General features: G+C 28.7%; 11 protein-coding genes and 3 tRNA genes. 8 read left to right on the top strand and 6 right to left on the bottom strand.

The window, feature by feature from the left end:
- Positions 1-176: 176 nt before the first annotated feature.
- The 4 genes from fdhD to ACFOWD_RS07325 are packed head-to-tail and all read left to right on the top strand — an operon-like array spanning position 177 to position 6,458.
- Complete coding sequence (gene fdhD, locus ACFOWD_RS07340; protein ID WP_377409338.1) at positions 177-983, top strand: formate dehydrogenase accessory sulfurtransferase FdhD; 807 nt, start codon at positions 177-179, stop codon at positions 981-983.
- Positions 976-3,279 carry an FdhF/YdeP family oxidoreductase gene (locus ACFOWD_RS07335; RefSeq protein WP_377409336.1) on the top strand — a complete coding sequence of 768 codons (2,304 nt, stop codon included), beginning with the start codon at positions 976-978 and terminating at the stop codon, positions 3,277-3,279. The genes fdhD and ACFOWD_RS07335 overlap by 8 nt, the downstream gene beginning before the upstream one ends.
- The gene (locus ACFOWD_RS07330; RefSeq protein ID WP_377409334.1) at positions 3,276-4,814 is read left to right on the top strand and encodes a hypothetical protein; all 1,539 of its coding nucleotides are present in this window, start codon (positions 3,276-3,278) and stop codon (positions 4,812-4,814) included. The genes ACFOWD_RS07335 and ACFOWD_RS07330 overlap by 4 nt, the downstream gene beginning before the upstream one ends.
- Positions 4,815-4,823: 9 nt before the next feature.
- A complete protein-coding gene (locus tag ACFOWD_RS07325; protein ID WP_377409332.1) occupies positions 4,824-6,458 on the top strand; it encodes a beta-N-acetylhexosaminidase in 1,635 nt (544 codons plus the stop codon).
- Between the two features lie 88 nt (positions 6,459-6,546).
- Here the strand turns inward: ACFOWD_RS07325 and ACFOWD_RS07320 are convergent.
- The 4 genes from ACFOWD_RS07320 to ACFOWD_RS07305 form a co-directional block, all read right to left on the bottom strand.
- Positions 6,547-6,620 (bottom strand) — tRNA-Arg (locus ACFOWD_RS07320).
- Positions 6,621-6,635: 15 nt separating this feature from the next.
- Positions 6,636-6,710: transfer RNA gene (locus ACFOWD_RS07315), tRNA-Pro, on the bottom strand.
- Between the two features lie 11 nt (positions 6,711-6,721).
- A tRNA-Ser gene (locus ACFOWD_RS07310) sits at positions 6,722-6,804 on the bottom strand.
- An 87-nt stretch (positions 6,805-6,891) separates the two neighbouring features.
- Positions 6,892-8,955, bottom strand: a complete 2,064-nt coding sequence (locus tag ACFOWD_RS07305; RefSeq protein ID WP_377409330.1) for an HD family phosphohydrolase — start codon at positions 8,953-8,955, stop codon at positions 6,892-6,894.
- Positions 8,956-9,093: 138 nt separating this feature from the next.
- Here ACFOWD_RS07305 and ACFOWD_RS07300 point away from each other — a divergent pair, with 138 nt between their 5' ends.
- From ACFOWD_RS07300 to ACFOWD_RS07285, 4 genes are read left to right on the top strand one after another with little or no spacing between them, the layout of a single operon-like run.
- Positions 9,094-10,269, top strand: coding sequence for an acetyl-CoA C-acyltransferase (locus tag ACFOWD_RS07300; RefSeq protein WP_377409328.1), 1,176 nt, complete (start codon positions 9,094-9,096; stop codon positions 10,267-10,269).
- Between the two features lie 10 nt (positions 10,270-10,279).
- A complete protein-coding gene (locus ACFOWD_RS07295; RefSeq protein ID WP_377409326.1) occupies positions 10,280-11,050 on the top strand; it encodes a C40 family peptidase in 771 nt (256 codons plus the stop codon).
- A gap of 1 nt (position 11,051) precedes the next feature.
- Positions 11,052-12,197 carry a CHASE2 domain-containing protein gene (locus ACFOWD_RS07290; protein ID WP_377409324.1) on the top strand — a complete coding sequence of 382 codons (1,146 nt, stop codon included), beginning with the start codon at positions 11,052-11,054 and terminating at the stop codon, positions 12,195-12,197.
- On the top strand, positions 12,176-12,958 hold the full coding sequence (locus ACFOWD_RS07285; protein ID WP_377409322.1) for a hypothetical protein: 783 nt from the start codon (positions 12,176-12,178) through the stop codon (positions 12,956-12,958). Before ACFOWD_RS07290 ends, ACFOWD_RS07285 begins: the two co-directional genes overlap by 22 nt.
- A 71-nt stretch (positions 12,959-13,029) precedes the next feature.
- Here ACFOWD_RS07285 and ACFOWD_RS07280 read toward each other — a convergent pair whose 3' ends face one another.
- Complete coding sequence (locus tag ACFOWD_RS07280) at positions 13,030-14,280, bottom strand: tetratricopeptide repeat protein (RefSeq protein ID WP_377409320.1); 1,251 nt, start codon at positions 14,278-14,280, stop codon at positions 13,030-13,032.
- Positions 14,281-14,310: 30 nt separating this feature from the next.
- Positions 14,311-16,815, bottom strand: a complete 2,505-nt coding sequence (gene gyrA / locus ACFOWD_RS07275) for a DNA gyrase subunit A (RefSeq protein WP_377409318.1) — start codon at positions 16,813-16,815, stop codon at positions 14,311-14,313.
- Positions 16,816-16,972 lie beyond the last annotated feature (157 nt).

Here is a 16,972-nt window from a genome sequence, read left to right as displayed (position 1 = left end):
TATAACATATATTATAATTATTAAAAAAAATTACTATATTTGACCTAGCTTTATGTATTTTATTTTTAGGGGTATAAGATACTAAAGACAAGTCTCGGTTTTACATCGAGACTTTTTTTATACTACAAGTTTTTTTAATTAAGTTTGTAAGAAGAGTAAAAAACGCTCTATTAAATATGCAAACTTTACAATATCAAGGTTTAAAGGTTATAGCAGAGACAAATCATCTTTTAGAAGATAATTTAGTTGTAGAAGCTCCACTTCAAATAAATATAAACCAAGAGTCTTACACTGTTGTAATGAGAACACCAGGTAATGATTTCCAATTAATAACTGGGCTTTTATTTGCTGAAGATATTTATAAAAAAAACACTCCTATTTCTTTCGATATTGTAAAAAAAGAAAATAATATTAATGCTATAATTAATGTTACCATTTCTAAAAATGATTTAGGCAAAGGATACTTAAATAAAAGAACATTACTTTCTGTTTCTTCTTGTGGTATCTGTGGAAAAAAAGAATTAAATCATTTAAAGGTAGAAGGCAAATATTTAAATAATAAACAGCAATTTAATTTATTAGAAGTTTCAAAAATGATGGAAGCTATGCATAAAAATCAAAAAGTTTTTGAAAAAACTGGTGGCTTACATGCAGCTTCTATTTTTAATCATCAAAAAGAACTTTTAACTGTAAAAGAAGATATTGGCAGGCATAATGCTGTTGATAAAGTAATAGGAGATTTGTTAACAACTGACTCTTTACAAGAAGCTAAATATTTAGTTGTAAGTGGTAGAGTGTCTTATGAAATTGTTACAAAAGCTTTTATTGCAAAAATTCCTGTTATCATAGCAGTTTCTGCTTGTTCTTCATTAGCTGTAGATTTTGCTAAAGAATTTGGAATCTGTTTAGTAGGTTTTACTAGAGATGATAAAATGACCATATACTCGAATCCAGAATATTTTAAAAACATACAATATGTTTAAAAAAACTGATGCACAACCCCCTGAAAAATTAACTGGAATTGAATTAACAGAAATTCCTAAATCTGCTGTTGGTGTTAAAGCAATTAAAACTGCTTTGAACCATGTTACAAAAGAAACTGGTGTTTTAAAAGGGATTAGTCTTTTAAAAAAAATGAATCAAAAAGATGGGTTTGATTGCCCTGGTTGTGCATGGCCAGATCCAGATGAAAAAAGAGCTTTTTTAGCAGAATATTGCGAAAATGGAGCAAAAGCAATAGCAGAAGAAGCAACAAAAAATCTAGTAACCCCTCTTTTTTTCTCAACATACTCAGTAGAAAAATTATCGAAACTATCAGATTATGAAATTGGCAAAAAAGGTAGAATTACAAATCCTGTTTATTTACCTGAAGGTGCAAATCATTATAAAGAAATTTCTTGGCAAGAAGCATTTTCAATCATTGCTGATGAGTTAAACTCATTAGACTCACCAGATGAAGCAATATTTTATACTTCTGGAAGAACTAGCAATGAAGCTGCATATTTATATCAACTTTTTGTAAGACAATTTGGTACAAATAATTTACCTGATTGTTCTAATATGTGTCATGAATCTAGTGGTGTTGCCTTAACAGAAACTTTAGGTATTGGTAAAGGTTCTGTAACGTTAGACGATTTTAACCATGCTGATTTAGTTATGGTTATTGGTCAAAACCCAGGAACAAATCATCCTAGAATGCTTACAGCTTTAGGAGAAACGAAAAAAAATGGTGGAAAAATAATTACTATAAATCCATTACCAGAAGTGGGTTTAATAAATTATATAGATCCTCAAAAACCCTTAAAATGGTTTGGTAAAGGACAAGATTTAACAGATTTATTTTTACAAGTCAAAATAAATGGTGATGTAGCTTTATTAAAAATTATTTTAAAATTGATGAAGCAAAGAGAAGAAGAAAATCCTGGATCTGTTTTTAATCATCAATTTATTCAAGAAAAAACAAAAGGTTTAGATAGATTTCTTGAAGATTTAGATACTTACACAATAGAATACTTGTTACCACAAACTGGTTTAGAATTAGCTGTAATTGAAAAAGCAGTCGATTTAATTGTAAATAATGAAAAGATAATAATATGTTGGGCTATGGGTTTAACTCAGCATAAAAATGCTGTAGATAATATTAGAGAACTTGTAAACATATTATTATTAAAAGGGAGCATAGGCAAAAAAGGAGCAGGTACTTGCCCTGTTCGTGGTCATTCTAATGTTCAAGGAGATAGAACAATGGGTATTTGGGAAAAACCAAAACATGAGTTCTTAGATGCTTTAGAAGAAGAATTTAAATTTAAATCTCCAAGAAAACATGGATATGATGTTGTAAATGCTATTGAAGCCATGTATCATAAAAAAGCTAAGGTATTTTTTGGTTTGGGAGGTAATTTTATTTCTGCAACTCCAGATACAGAATACACAGCAAAAGCTTTAAAAAATTGTGATTTAACTGTTCATGTTTCTACTAAACTTAATAGAAGTCATTTAATACATGGTAAAAAAGCATTGATTTTACCTTGCTTAGGAAGATCTGAAAAAGATTTTCAAATTTCTGGAGAACAATTTGTTTCTGTAGAAAATTCAATGGGAGTTGTACATTCATCAAAAGGACATTTAAAACCTTGTGGAGAATATTTATTGAGCGAAGTTGCTATTGTTGCAGGTTTAGCAAAAATTACCTTAAAAAAATCTTCAGTAAATTGGGTAGAGTTAGCTTCTAATTATGATTTAATTAGAGATAAAATTGAAGCAACAATTCCTGGTTTTGAAAATTATAACACAAGGGTTAGAGAAAAAGGAGGCTTCTATTTACCAAATAACGCAAGAGAAAATAATTTTGATAATACACTAACTGGTAAAGCCAATTTTTCTATCAATAAACCTTCAGGTATTAAATTAGATGAAAATCAGTATCTAATGATGACCATTAGAACTCACGATCAATACAACACTACTATTTATGGATTAAATGATAGATACAGAGGTGTTTTAAATGAACGTAGAGTAATCTTTATGAATAAAGATGATATGCAAAAAGAAGGTCTGAAAAAATTAGACTTAGTTAACATAACAAGTCATTTTAAAGATGAAGTAAGAATTGTAAATGGTTTTTTAGTAATACCTTACGATATTCCAAAACAATGTACAGCAACTTATTTTCCTGAAGCAAATGCTTTAGTTCCTATAAAAAGTACTGCAGATTTAAGTAATACTCCAACTTCAAAAACAATCATTGTTACTGTTAAAAAACAAAAAAAACAAGCATGAAAAGAATAGTATTAATTCTCTTACTATCATTTATTTATCAATTTTCTTTTTCACAAAAAAAAAATTTAGAAAGGAAAACTCAAAAAGGTTTTGCAAAATTAGATTTCCTATCTATTGATATGCCTATTACAAATGTTCCTAATGAAAAAAATATGGGATTTACAGGTATTCATTACAACTTAATGGTTAATGATTGGTTGTATGGAGGGCTAGGAATTTATGGAGCTGTATCTGGTGATAGAGGTGGTTTTTTTACATTAGGTGTAAATACAGGTGTAAAAAAATTTTTTGGAGATAATTTTTATGTAGATACTGGATTTCATTTTGGTGGTGGAGGTGGAAGAGCTGCTCCAGATGGAGGTGGTGCATTTATACTACCTCATTTTAATCTAGGATATGAATTTGATAATTTCTCTATAAATACTGGGTGGAGCTATGTTAACTTTTTTGATGGTGGAGAAATTAAAGGAAATCAATTTAACATTGCTTTAGAAATTCCTTTAAATTTCGATTATTCAGATTATAAAAATCGTGAACAAAATTATGATTTTAAATCATTAAATAATTCTGGTTGGGATATCTTTTCAAAAAGAACTTCTTTAATGTTTCATCAAAATAATTTAAAAATAAAAGGTAGAACTCAACAATCTGGAGGTGCTCAATACAATGGAGAAACAATAAGACTTGTAGGTTTTGAATTAGCTAGTTATTTTTCTAATAATTGGTTTGGATTTGTAAAAGTAGATGGTGCTTTTGATGGAATAAAAGCAGGCTATATGGATGTTTTTTTAGGCGCAGGCTATTTACACTCTTTCAATAAAAATAGAACAAATTTATTAGCTAAATTTGGTCTTGGTGCAGGTGGTGGAGGTGGAATTGATACTAAAGGTGGGTTTTTAATTTATCCTGATATTTCTATAGAGCAAAAAATATTTGATGATATATTTTTTGCTATTAACACAGGTTTTGTGATGTCTCCAAATGCTGATGTATTTACCCAATCTTATGGATTTGGTATAAAATATTATGTAGAAAGAAATGGTACAAAATCAATTAATAACAATTTTACCTCAGGTAAGTTTAAAGGTCTAGAAATAATAACAAAACACGACATTTATTTTGATGCAGATAGAGATACTAAAACAAAAGAAGATATGCATCAAATATCATTACAAGTAAATTTCGATTTAAACAAAAACGTATTTATTGCTGGACAAACATCATTTGCTAATTTTGGAGACGCAGGTGCTTATGCAGAAGGTATTGTAGGGCTAGGTATTAAAACAAATCCATTGTTTAATGAAAAATCAACATTGTTTTTTCAAGCTTTAGCAGGTGCAGCTGGTGGTGGAGGAATTAGTACTGGTGAAGGTTTAATTATAAAACCAAGTGCTGGTATCAATTATAAATTAAACAATAAATTAAATCTAAGAACCTCTGGAGGTTATGCAAAAGCTAAAGGAGGAAGTTTAAGTAGTTTCTTTTTGAATTTTGGTATTTCTTATAATATTTCTATTTTAAAACTAAACAAATAAAAAACAATCATGACCATAAAGTCTCTTTTTTTACTATGCTTTTTAACAGTTTTAAACATTACTAATATAACTTCACAAGAAATACATATAACTCCTCGTCCACAAAAACTAATTATAAAAAGTGGGGTTTTTAAAATTAATAATGAAACACAAATTGTATTTAATGATTCAAGTAAAAAAATTGTAAAAGATTTACAAAATTACTTTTCTAAAGAATTTAATATAACTACTAAACTAACAGAATATCAAAATCTTAAAAATAATTTTTTAGTTTTTCAAATTGATGAGAGTTTTACAGATGAAGCTTATGATTTAACGATATCAGATAATAATATTATTATTTGTGCAAATTCTAAAAAAGGATGGTTTTATGGTTTACAAACTTTAAAACAACTTTGTTCCTTTAATGCTTACTATTCTAAATATGAAAAATATATTGAAGTCAAAAATTTAAAAATTGAAGATAAACCAAGTTTTAAATGGAGAGCTTTTATGCTAGATGAAGCTCGTTATTTTAAAGGAATGGAACAAGTAAAAATGCTTTTAGATGAAATGGCTTATCTAAAAATGAATGTATTTCACTGGCATTTGGTAGACGATCAAGGATGGAGAATAGAAATAAAAAAATATCCAAAGCTTACAGAAATTGGATCTAAAAGAAAAAGTACTCAAATAGGACCTTTACAATGGGAAAGCCCTATACAATCAGCAGAACCACATGAAGGCTTTTATACCCAAGAGCAAATTAAAGAAATTATAAAATATGCTGCTGATAGACATATTTCAATAGTTCCAGAAATTGAAATGCCAGGACATTCTACAGCTGCAATAGCTTCTTATTCTTGGTTAGGTACCTCAAAAAAAGAAATCGAAGTTCCTATTAAATTTGGTGTTGGAAAAGATGTCTACGATGTAACAAACCCTAGAGTGTATCAATTTTTAACTGATGTTTTAGATGAAGTTATGGCATTATTTCCTTCAAAAGTAATTCATATTGGTGGAGATGAAGTAAAATATAACCATTGGAAAGCATCTACTTCAGTTCTAAAATATATGAATGAAAAAAAATTAAAAACCCCAGCAGATTTACAAGTTTACTTTACCAATAGTATTTCTAAATATTTACAAAGCAAGGGAAGAAGAATGATGGGCTGGAATGAAATTATGGGACATAATTTACATCATTATCAAGATAAGAAAGACACAGAAACCTCTCAAAAATTAGCTAAAGAAACAATTATTCATTTTTGGAAAGGTGATGTTAACCTTGCAACAACAGCTGCTAGTAATGGATATGAAATTGTAAACTCACTCCACTCCTACACGTATTTAGATTATAAGTACAAAAATTTACCTTTATCAAAAGCCTATTCTTTTAATCCTATCCCAAAAGACTTAGATAAAAAATACCATAATAAAATTATTGGTTTAGGATGCCAAATGTGGGGAGAATGGATTCCTACTAATGGTAATATGCATTATCAAACCTTTCCAAGAATAGCTGCTTATGCAGAAATAGGTTGGACAAATATTGATAGAAAAGATTTTAAATATTTTAAATATTCTTTGAAAAACCTTCAAAAAAGATGGACTCATAAAGAAATTTATTTTGCTTCTGATGAATTTGTTGAAAAAAACAAATAATTTTTTAAAATACTAATCCTAAGTTAAATACAAATATTTATTAGATACAAAAAACAAAAAAGCCTTACTAAAAAAGTAAGGCTTTATGTGATCGCGACAGGATTCGAACCTGTGACCGTCTGCTTAGAAGGCAGATGCTCTATCCAGCTGAGCTACGCGACCAGTAACTCTAAAATGTCGGGGTGGCAGGATTCGAACCTGCGACCTCCGCGTCCCAAACGCGGCGCGATAACCGGGCTACGCTACACCCCGAAAGCAATTTGCGGAGAGACAGGGACTCGAACCCTGGCGACCAAAAAGGTCGACAGATTAGCAATCTGCTGCATTACCACTCTGCCACCTCTCCTTAAATTTCAACAAATAATTGATGAAATAAAAATTGCGAGTGCAAATGTAAGATTACAATTACAATTTAGCAAGGTTTTTTTATTTTTTATTCAGGATATTCTACTCTTAAATGATAAATATTCATCAATTTTTTCTTAATCACTTTTCTAATAATATTTATTTCTCTAAAAGTAATATCTGAGTTTACAAATTGATTATCGGAAACTTGCTTACTTACTATCTTGTCTATTAAATCGTTAATACTTTGAGCTGTTGGATTTTTTAAACTTTTAGAAGCAGCTTCAGCAGCATCACACATCATTAAAATAGCCGTTTCTTTTGAAAATGGTATAGGACCTTTATATTGAAATTTTTCTACTTTTACTTTTGTATCTGGATTTAACTCTTGTTCTTTTCTTAAAAAATAATAAGTGGTACTTGTTCCATGATGTGTTCTAATAAAATCTATAATCCTATCTGGTAAATTATTCTTTTTAGCTATTTCTACACCAAGAATTACATGATCTATTATAATTTTTGCACTATCTGAAGGTGACAAATCATTATGAGGATTAACTCCAGTGGTTTGATTCTCTATAAAATACATTGGATTAGCCATTTTACCTATATCATGATACAATGCTCCTGTTCTTACCAACATAGAATTAGCTCCTATTTCATTAGCTGCAGCCTCTGCTAAATTTGCAACTTGCATAGAATGCTGAAATGTTCCTGGGGCTTTCTCATTAAGTTCTCTTAATAAAGGTGTATTTGTATTTGATAATTCTAATAATGTTACATCAGAAACTAACCCAAAAACTTTTTCATAAATGTAAATTAAAATAATCGATAAAAATGAAAGCAATCCATTAGCAGCAAATAGCATAAAATAGTCCCAATTAATCTGAGATGCATTACCTTCTTTTATAATTGAAAAGGCAAAATAAGTTAGCATGTAAATAACAGTAATCTGGGCAACAGAAATAAATAAATTTGCCCTTTTATAAAGTTCTGAAACCGTTAAAATAGTAACAATACCAGCAATAATGTGCAGATATATAAACTCAAAACTATTGGGTACAATATACCCTAAAAGCAATACTGTAAGAACATGAGCAAACAAACCTAACCTTGCATCAAAAAATGCTTTTAAAATGATTGGAAGTATACTTAATGGTACAATATATAAGTAATCAGAGTTATATTTTATTACTAAAGTCTGAATAAATATTATAGCAAAAATATTAAAGAAAATAAATGTTACTTTATTGTTATTGTTATAGATTTCAATTCTATATTTATGTAAAAACAATAATAACATCAAAAGTGCTAAAGAGACTAAAATGGTATAACCAAAAACAATCCAATTGTAATTAGACTCAGACCAAATTTGAGACTCAGATTCACTTTTAAGTGAATTTAATATGGCTAATTTTTTACCTTCAACAATGTCACCTTTCAATATGATAAGTTCTCCTGAAGAAACTTTACCTTTTGTATATGAAATACCATCAATACTCTTTTCTATGATTTTATTTGTAAGCTCATTATCAAAAGTAATATTAGGTTTAATAATACCTGCTAACTCATCTAGTAATAAGTTACTTTTATATTGAGATTTTATTGTTTTTAAATTAGAATTTATAATACTTAACACTTCTTTTGAAGTATTAAGGTTTTTAAAAGGTATATCTTGAACTTCATTTTCTTTTTTAATAGAAATGATGTCATTTTGGTCATCTATTCTACTTTCACTCACAGATTCTAAAAAACCATCATTGTATACTTGACTAATTATTGTAGATCCTAATTTTTTAAACTTTTGAACTTCATCAATAGTTAAAGAATCGTTTGTTTTAAATTTTGATAAACTATTTTCAAAATCTTGTTTTACTTTTTCAACTACCTCTTTGTTATACTTAAAATATAGTTTAGCATTAACTTCTATTTCTTTTTTTTCTATTGTAATTTCTTCTTCAGATTTTTGAATAGCAAAATCAAAAGGCGCATACAAATTATCATACCTCCATAATTGACCATTATTAAATTCATATTTAAATTGACCACCTTTTGGAAACAGATAAACAATAGCGATTGTACTAACAAGAAATAAGATTACCTTATAAATAATGGTATTATTTCTATAAATTTTATTTACAAACTCACTCATAAAAAAGTATCTAGATACAACAAACTTACAGTAAAAAAACGAAGCTTTAAAATTACGATTCTATTAAGAAAAGCTTTTGATATAATTTGGTTATTTTTGTGCTACTATACACACAATAAACATTAATAATATTTAAGGATGAAGGAAGTTGTAATTGTTTCAATTGCTAGAACACCAATAGGTAGTTTTATGGGAAGTTTATCTAGTATACCTGCAACAAAACTAGGTGCTGTTGCTATAGAAGGTGCACTTAAAAAAATAAATTTAGACCCAAAATTAGTTCAAGAAGTTTTTATGGGAAATGTAGTTTCTGCTGGTTTAGGACAAGCTCCTGCTAGACAAGCTGCAATACATGCAGGTATTCCTGACAGTGTACCATGTACAACAGTAAATAAAGTTTGTGCTTCTGGGATGAAATCTATAATGTTAGCTGCCCAAACAATAGCTTTAGGTGATGCAGACATTGTTGTTGCAGGTGGTATGGAAAACATGAGTAGTATTCCTCATTACCAACATGCAAGAATGGGCACAAAATTTGGGCCAGTTACCATGGAAGATGGCATGCAAAAAGACGGATTAGTGGACGCTTATGACAAAGTAGCTATGGGTGTTTGTGCTGATGCATGTGCTGTTGAATATGATTTCTCTAGAGAAGACCAAGATAATTTTGCTATAGAATCTTATAAAAGATCTCAAAAGGCTTGGGCTTCAGGAAAATTTGCTGATGAAGTAGTTCCTGTAGAAATACCTCAAAGACGTGGAGAACCAATTATTTTCTCTGAAGATGAAGAGTATAAAAATGTAAAAATGGAGAAAATACCTTCATTAAGAGCTGCTTTTACAAAAGATGGAACTGTTACTGCTGCTAATGCATCAACTATTAATGATGGTGGTGCAGCTTTAGTATTAATGTCTTTAGAAAAAGCAAAAGAATTAAATGTAAAACCTCTTGCTAAAATTACAAGTTATGCAGATGCTGCTCACGAACCAAAGTGGTTTACTACAGCTCCTGCTAAAGCATTACCAAAAGCATTAGCAAAAGCTAATTTAACTATAAATGATGTAGAGTATTTTGAGTTAAATGAAGCTTTTTCTGTGGTGGGTTTAGCTAATATGAAAATATTAGGTTTAGATAGCGCAAAAGTAAATGTAAATGGTGGTGCAGTTTCATTAGGACATCCTTTAGGGGTTTCAGGTGCTAGAATAGTTATGGCATTGACTTCTATTTTAAAACAAAATAATGCTAAATTTGGAGCAGCTGCTATTTGTAATGGTGGTGGTGGTGCTAGTGCAATGATTTTAGAAAATATTTAAACCTAAGAATTTGTTTTACGGAATTTGTAATCTTGGTATTGTGCCTTTACGCAAAGAACCTTCTCATCAGTCAGAAATGACAAATCAGGTTTTATTTGGTGAGCATTTTACAATACTCGAAAAAGATAAAGAATGGAGTAAAATAAAGTTAAGTTTTGATAATTTTGAAGGTTATATTCATCATCTACAATTTCAAGAAATTTCTGAAGATATTTATGAAAGAATAGTAAATGATGAATATACCCTATCTAATGAAATTATAGATTTTATATCAACAACAAACAACGATTTAATTACAATACCTTTAGGAGCTAACCTTCCTTTTTATGAGAATAACAGGTTAAAGATTAATACTTCTATCTTTAATTTTGAAGGCAAAATATCAAAAGGAACTTTAGACAAAGACAAAATAATTCATAAAGCATTTACTTATTTAAACACTCCTTATCTTTGGGGTGGTAAAACTCCTTTTGGAATTGATTGCTCTGGTTTTTCACAAATGGTATATAAACTTTGTGGTTACAAACTTTTAAGAGATGCTAACCAGCAAGCGACACAAGGTGAAGTATTAAGTTTTATTGAAGAAAGTGAACCAGGGGATTTAGCTTTTTTTGATAATGATGAAGGAGAAATTACACATGTTGGTATTATTTTAAATAACTACCAAATTATTCATGCTCATGGTAAAGTTAGAATTGATACTTTAGACCATAGTGGAATTTATAATGCTGAATTACAAAAACACACTCATAAACTTAGAATAATTAAAAGAATAATTTAAAATGGTAAAGTGGATAAAAAAACATAGTCTAATTCTAAAGGATGCTTTTTTATCAACACTTTTTTGTCTTTTTCTTACTTTTCTTTTATCACTAATTATTTTAAATCTAAGCTTTTTAAACCCTTTTAAAGAAGCTTTTAAAGACTTTAGTTTTAGTGATATTTATTATGCTGAACAAATACAGGATAATAATGTAAATAAAGATATTATCCTAGTTAATATTGAACATAAAAGTAGATTAGAAATTGCTTTTTTACTTGAAAGTTTAATAGAAACTAAGCCAAAAGTTATAGGCATAGACGCAATTTTTAGAGAATTAAAAAACGAAGAAGAAGATAAATATTTATCGAAATTTTTATCGAATTCATTAATTATAAGCGCAATTAATTTTGATAGAGATTCTATAATTAGTAATCACCCCATTTTTAACTCCAAAAATAACGGTTTTATAAACATCAACTTTAATGGAGGTAGTGTTATAAGAACTACAGATTTTATTTATAAAAAAGACACATCATTTGCAGCCAAAATAGCGCTTAAATTTGGTAAAAAATTAAATTTCAACGAATTAAAATCTTCAAAACGAATTAAATATTCTTCAAATTATAAATCATTTATTCATTTTGAATTTGATGAATTTATGACTTTAAAAAACAGAGATATTTTTAAAAATAAAATTGTTTTACTTGGTTATTTAGGTCAACCACTAGGAAGTAAAAATGATATTGAAGATAAATTTTTTACACCTTTAAATCTTAAGACATCAGGTAAATCTTATCCAGATATGTTTGGTGTAGTTGTACATGCTAATATTTTAAAAATGTTAATAGAAGATGGTTTTATAACTGAAGTATCTTCTTTTTGGTTATATACATTTACTTTTATTTCTGTTTTTATTTTTATGATATTCTTATTAAAATTAGAGAGAAAAGGAGAAATTTATAATAGAACTTTTAAGTGGTTAGTACTATTTATTTATACAGTTGTGTTGCTGTACTTTCATTTGTTATTGTACAATTATGACATATATTTAAATGTTTTTTATATAACTGGTATTACTGTTATATCTTCTAATTTATTTATTTTTTATGTGCATTTGATAAAATTTATTAAAACTAAAAGAATATGGAAAAGTTATTTAGATTAAAAACCAATTTATTTTATTTATTATTATTTATTTCTATACTTACTTACAGTCAAGATAAACTTTGCGTTATAGAAACTACAGGAAACCCTCATATTCAAAATAAAAGTGAATACAAAAGCATTAATAAAGGAGATGTTTTTAATAAAAATTTAATTTTACAATTAGAGAATGCTGAAGCTATAAAACTAATAGATGAAAAAGGTGAGCTATATCAACTTGATGCACCTGGAAGCTATACCCTAGACAAAGTATTAGAACATAAAAAAATAAATGAAAAAGCAAGTGTAACCAAAAAGTACTTTAACTACTTGTTTAAAAAGATGATGAACGATGTTGAAAAAAACTCAAATGCTGGAGTAGTATACAGAACCAAACCAGTAGGAAGTATTTTACAACCTTTAGCTAATACTCAAATTATTAAAGAAAAAATTTATTTTGAGTGGGTTAATGATAACCACATTAATTTGACTTTAAAAATAATTGATTCTAAAACAAAAAAAAGTAAAGAAATAGAAACAAATGGTAGCTTTTTGACTCTAAATGTAGATGGTATTTTCTTAAGAAAAGGAGGTAATTACACATGGTCTTTATCAGACGCTAATCATCAATCAGATAGTACTAATTTTAGTATTTTAACAGATATACAAATAACAAACCTTAAACAAGACATAAAAGTTTTTAAAAAGGAATTAATAAACCTAGATTTTAAAGAAAATGAAATAAATAAATTAATAGCTGAGAAGTTTACTATTCAGTATTAACTAACTTTTTTATTCTCATAAAAAAAAACCGAAACTCTTAAGTTTCGGTTTTTTTATATTATTTGATAAGCTTATTGGCCTCTCATTTTTTTATAGATAGGTCTTAATTTATCTGCTTTATCTTCCATTAATAGAATATCATAAATGTTTAAAAGAGACTTTACAGTATCTTCTGATCTTTTTATTTCATCTGCTTTTTCTAAGTAAGGTAAAGCTCTTCTATATAATGCTTTTTGTTTCTCTTCTAACTCTTCATATTTTTTAAAGTTAGATAAGTTTTTGTTCATTTCATCAACAATTGCTTTTTCTCCAGATAAGATAGCTACAGCTAAATTCATATAAGCATCACCATAATCTGGCTTTAATTCGATTGCTTTTTTGTAATACCCAATAGCCTCTTCTGTTTTATTTTCATTTTGGTTAACAACACCAAGATTAAAAAATAAAGTTGGGTTATTTGGATCTAACTCAATAGCTTCTTCCATTAACTGAGCAAACTTATCCATCTTCTCTAATTTAATGTATAATTGAGCTTCATTAAGAATTAAGTTTAAGTCTTTAGGGTTTGTTTTTCTAGCTTCTGTTATTGCAGAAATAGCTTCTTGCGTTTTACCTTGGCTAATATATATGTAACCTATATTTTTTATAATATCACCTTGTTTAGACTCAGTACTTTTATCTTCTGGCTTCATGTATTGACCAGATTTAATCATAAAATCTCTTTGATCTTTAGAACCTAAATTTTCTACAACACCTGTTTCTTTATTAGTAGCGTAATATTCTGTAGTAATACCTGTATAACCAAGTTTTTGTAACTCTTTATAATATTCTAAAGAAGTATCATATTCTTTAGCTAATGAAGCACTTACAGCTGCATTATATAAAAAACTTGTATCCTTTGGACTTAACTTATAAGTTAAATAAAAATCTTTAGCTGCATTTTTAAAATCTTTATCATTGTTATACAAGTTAATGGCTCTTTGAGAAACTTTTTGAATAACAGACATTAACATTGGTTCAGCTTCTTTAGAATACCTTTTTTTACCTGTTTGTTTTTCGTAATCAAATAATTGATTAAATGCTTCTGCAGCTCCTTGTAAATCATTTTTACCACTTAATACTTGAGCATTTAAAAAATAATATTGCGATTTATATTTTTCTTCCATATCTGCAAGCATTCCCTTAACAGACTCTAAACTAGCCATAGCAGTTTTGTAATCACTTTTACTTAAAGCTTTTTCAGCTGCTCTTAGTTCTTTTTTTTGCGCAAACGTTACAACCGACATAAATCCAACAGCAAGCGCTAATATTTGTTTCTTCATTTTATTTGTTTATTAATTTAATTCTAATTTTTAGTTTTCGTTATTACTGTTTTCAATTTCCGTGCCATTTTCTGTTTCATCAGTGTCATTATCTCCTTCTTCATTAACTACTTTAGCAACAGCAGCAATACTATCATCATCTTTAATGTTAATTAAACGAACCCCTTGAGTTGCACGTCCCATAACTCTTAAATCTTCTACAGACATTCTAATAACAATTCCAGACTTATTAATAATCATTAAATCGTTATTATCATCTACATTTTTAATGGCTACTAAATTACCCGTTTTTTCTGAGATATTCAAAGTCTTTACACCTTTACCTCCTCTGTTAGTAATTCTATAATCCTCTAAACTTGAACGTTTTCCATATCCTTTTTCAGAAACAACAAGAATATCACTTTCAAAATCATTTACAGAAACCATACCAATTACCTCATCATTTTCGTGTTGTAAAGTAATACCTCTTACACCTGAAGCTGTTCTTCCCATTGGTCTAGTTTTCTCTTCTTCGAAACGAATTGCTTTACCAGACTTTAAGGCTAACATTACTTGGCTATCTCCTGTTGTTAGTTTAGCTTCTAACAGCTCATCACCTTCTTTAATTGTAATAGCATTAATACCATTAGTTCTTGGTCTAGAATATTGCTTTAAAGAAGTCTTTTTAACTTGACCTTTTTTAGTAGCCATAATCACATAATGGCTATTAATATAATCTTCGTCTTTTAGGTCTTGCGTTACTAAGAATGCTTTTACCTTATCATCTTGTTCAATATTAATCAAGTTCTGCATTGCTCTTCCTTTAGTGTTTTTACCACCTTCAGGAATTTCATAAACACGCATCCAGAATACTTTACCTTTTTGAGTAAAGAACAACATGTATTGGTGGTTTGTACCCACAAACAAGTGCTCTAAGAAATCTTCGTTTCTTGTTGTAGCCCCTTTTTGACCTCTACCCCCTCTATTTTGAACTTTATATTCATCAAGATTTGTACGTTTTAGATAACCAGCATTAGAAATTGTAACTACAACTTTATGATTAGGAATCATATCTTCGATTCTCATATCACCACCAGCATATTCTATTGTAGATCTTCTTTCATCACCATATTTTTCTTTAATATGTAAAAGTTCGTCTTTTATAATTTGGTAACGTCTTGGCTCATTTTCTAAAATATCTTTTAAATCAGCAATCGTCTTCATGATTTCTTCAAACTCAGCTCTTAACTTGTCTTGTTCTAGACCTGTTAACTGACGTAAACGCATTTCTACAATCGCTTTTGCTTGAATTTCTGTAAGCTCAAAACGTTCTATTAATTTTTCACGAGCTTCATCTGCATTTTTAGAACCTCTTATTAAAGCAATTACTTCATCTATATTGTCAGATGCTATAATTAAACCTTCTAAAATATGAGCTCTAGCCTCTGCTTTTTTAAGCTCGTATTCAGTTCTTCTTACAACTACCTCGTGTCTATGTTCTACAAAATAATGTATAAGTTGTTTTAAATTTAATTGCTCTGGTTTACCTTTAACTAATGCAATATTATTTACACTAAAAGAAGTCTGAAGCTGCGTGTATTTAAAAAGTTTATTTAAAACGATATTAGGAATCGCATCACGTTTTAAAATATAAACTATACGCATTCCATTTCTATCTGACTCATCTCTAATATTTGCAATACCTACTATTTTTTTCTCATTAACTAAGTCAGCAGTTTTCTTAATCATATCTGCTTTGTTAACTTGATAAGGTATTTCTGTAACGATGATACATTCACGTCCTTTTACCTCTTCTATATTGGCTTTTGCTCGCATTACAATACGACCTCTACCTGTATGAAAAGCATCTCTAACACCATCATAACCATAGATAATACCACCAGTTGGAAAATCTGGTGCTTTTACGTGTTGCATTAACTCATCAATCTCAATATCTCTATTATCAATATAGGCAACTGTACCATCTATAACTTCTGTTAAGTTATGAGGTGCCATATTTGTAGCCATACCTACTGCAATACCTGAAGCTCCATTTACCAATAGATTTGGTATTCTTGTTGGCAATACAGTAGGTTCATGTAATGTATCATCAAAATTTAAGGTATGATCTACAGTTTCTTTTTCAATATCTGCTAACATTTCTTCAGATATTTTCTGCATTCTCACCTCAGTATAACGCATTGCTGCTGGTGAATCTCCATCTACAGAACCAAAATTACCTTGACCATCTACCATCATATAACGTACACTCCAATCTTGAGCCATACGTACCATAGAATCGTAAACAGATGTATCTCCATGAGGATGATACTTACCTAATACTTCACCTACAATTCTTGCTGATTTTTTATACGCTCCAGTAGCTTTAATTCCTAATTCGTGCATACCATATAAAACTCTTCTGTGAACTGGTTTTAAACCATCTCTTACATCAGGTAATGCTCTTGATACTATCACTGACATCGAATAATCGATGTAAGCAGATTTCATCTGCTCTTCAATGTTAATTGGAATTAACTTTTCTCCATCTGCCATATATATTCTCTATTTGAATTAATTGATTTTTTTAAAACAAGGCAAGATACTATTTCTAGTACTTTTTACAAAGGTTTTACCTTAAGTAAAGCCTTATAGTTATTAACATTTTTTAATAATTTTTAACAGCAAATTATTTGTTTGATTTCATAGAGTT

The organism is Polaribacter marinivivus, from assembly GCF_042651285.1.
Classification (GTDB): Bacteria; Bacteroidota; Bacteroidia; order Flavobacteriales; family Flavobacteriaceae; genus Polaribacter; species Polaribacter marinivivus.
This window is presented reverse-complemented; position numbering and strand designations above follow the sequence as displayed.

What these genes read in the sequence shown, in the direction of transcription:
- ACFOWD_RS07285 (WP_377409322.1), top strand. Translation starts at nt 12,176, where the DNA reads ATGGAAAAGTTATTTAGATTAAAAACCAATTTATTTTATTTATTATTA.
- ACFOWD_RS07335 (WP_377409336.1), top strand. Translation starts at nt 976, where the DNA reads ATGTTTAAAAAAACTGATGCACAACCCCCTGAAAAATTAACTGGAATT.
- ACFOWD_RS07290 (WP_377409324.1), top strand. Translation starts at nt 11,052, where the DNA reads ATGGTAAAGTGGATAAAAAAACATAGTCTAATTCTAAAGGATGCTTTT.
- gyrA (WP_377409318.1), bottom strand. Translation starts at nt 16,815, where the DNA reads ATGGCAGATGGAGAAAAGTTAATTCCAATTAACATTGAAGAGCAGATG.
- ACFOWD_RS07280 (WP_377409320.1), bottom strand. Translation starts at nt 14,280, where the DNA reads ATGAAGAAACAAATATTAGCGCTTGCTGTTGGATTTATGTCGGTTGTA.
- ACFOWD_RS07305 (WP_377409330.1), bottom strand. Translation starts at nt 8,955, where the DNA reads ATGAGTGAGTTTGTAAATAAAATTTATAGAAATAATACCATTATTTAT.
- ACFOWD_RS07300 (WP_377409328.1), top strand. Translation starts at nt 9,094, where the DNA reads ATGAAGGAAGTTGTAATTGTTTCAATTGCTAGAACACCAATAGGTAGT.
- ACFOWD_RS07325 (WP_377409332.1), top strand. Translation starts at nt 4,824, where the DNA reads ATGACCATAAAGTCTCTTTTTTTACTATGCTTTTTAACAGTTTTAAAC.
- fdhD (WP_377409338.1), top strand. Translation starts at nt 177, where the DNA reads ATGCAAACTTTACAATATCAAGGTTTAAAGGTTATAGCAGAGACAAAT.
- ACFOWD_RS07330 (WP_377409334.1), top strand. Translation starts at nt 3,276, where the DNA reads ATGAAAAGAATAGTATTAATTCTCTTACTATCATTTATTTATCAATTT.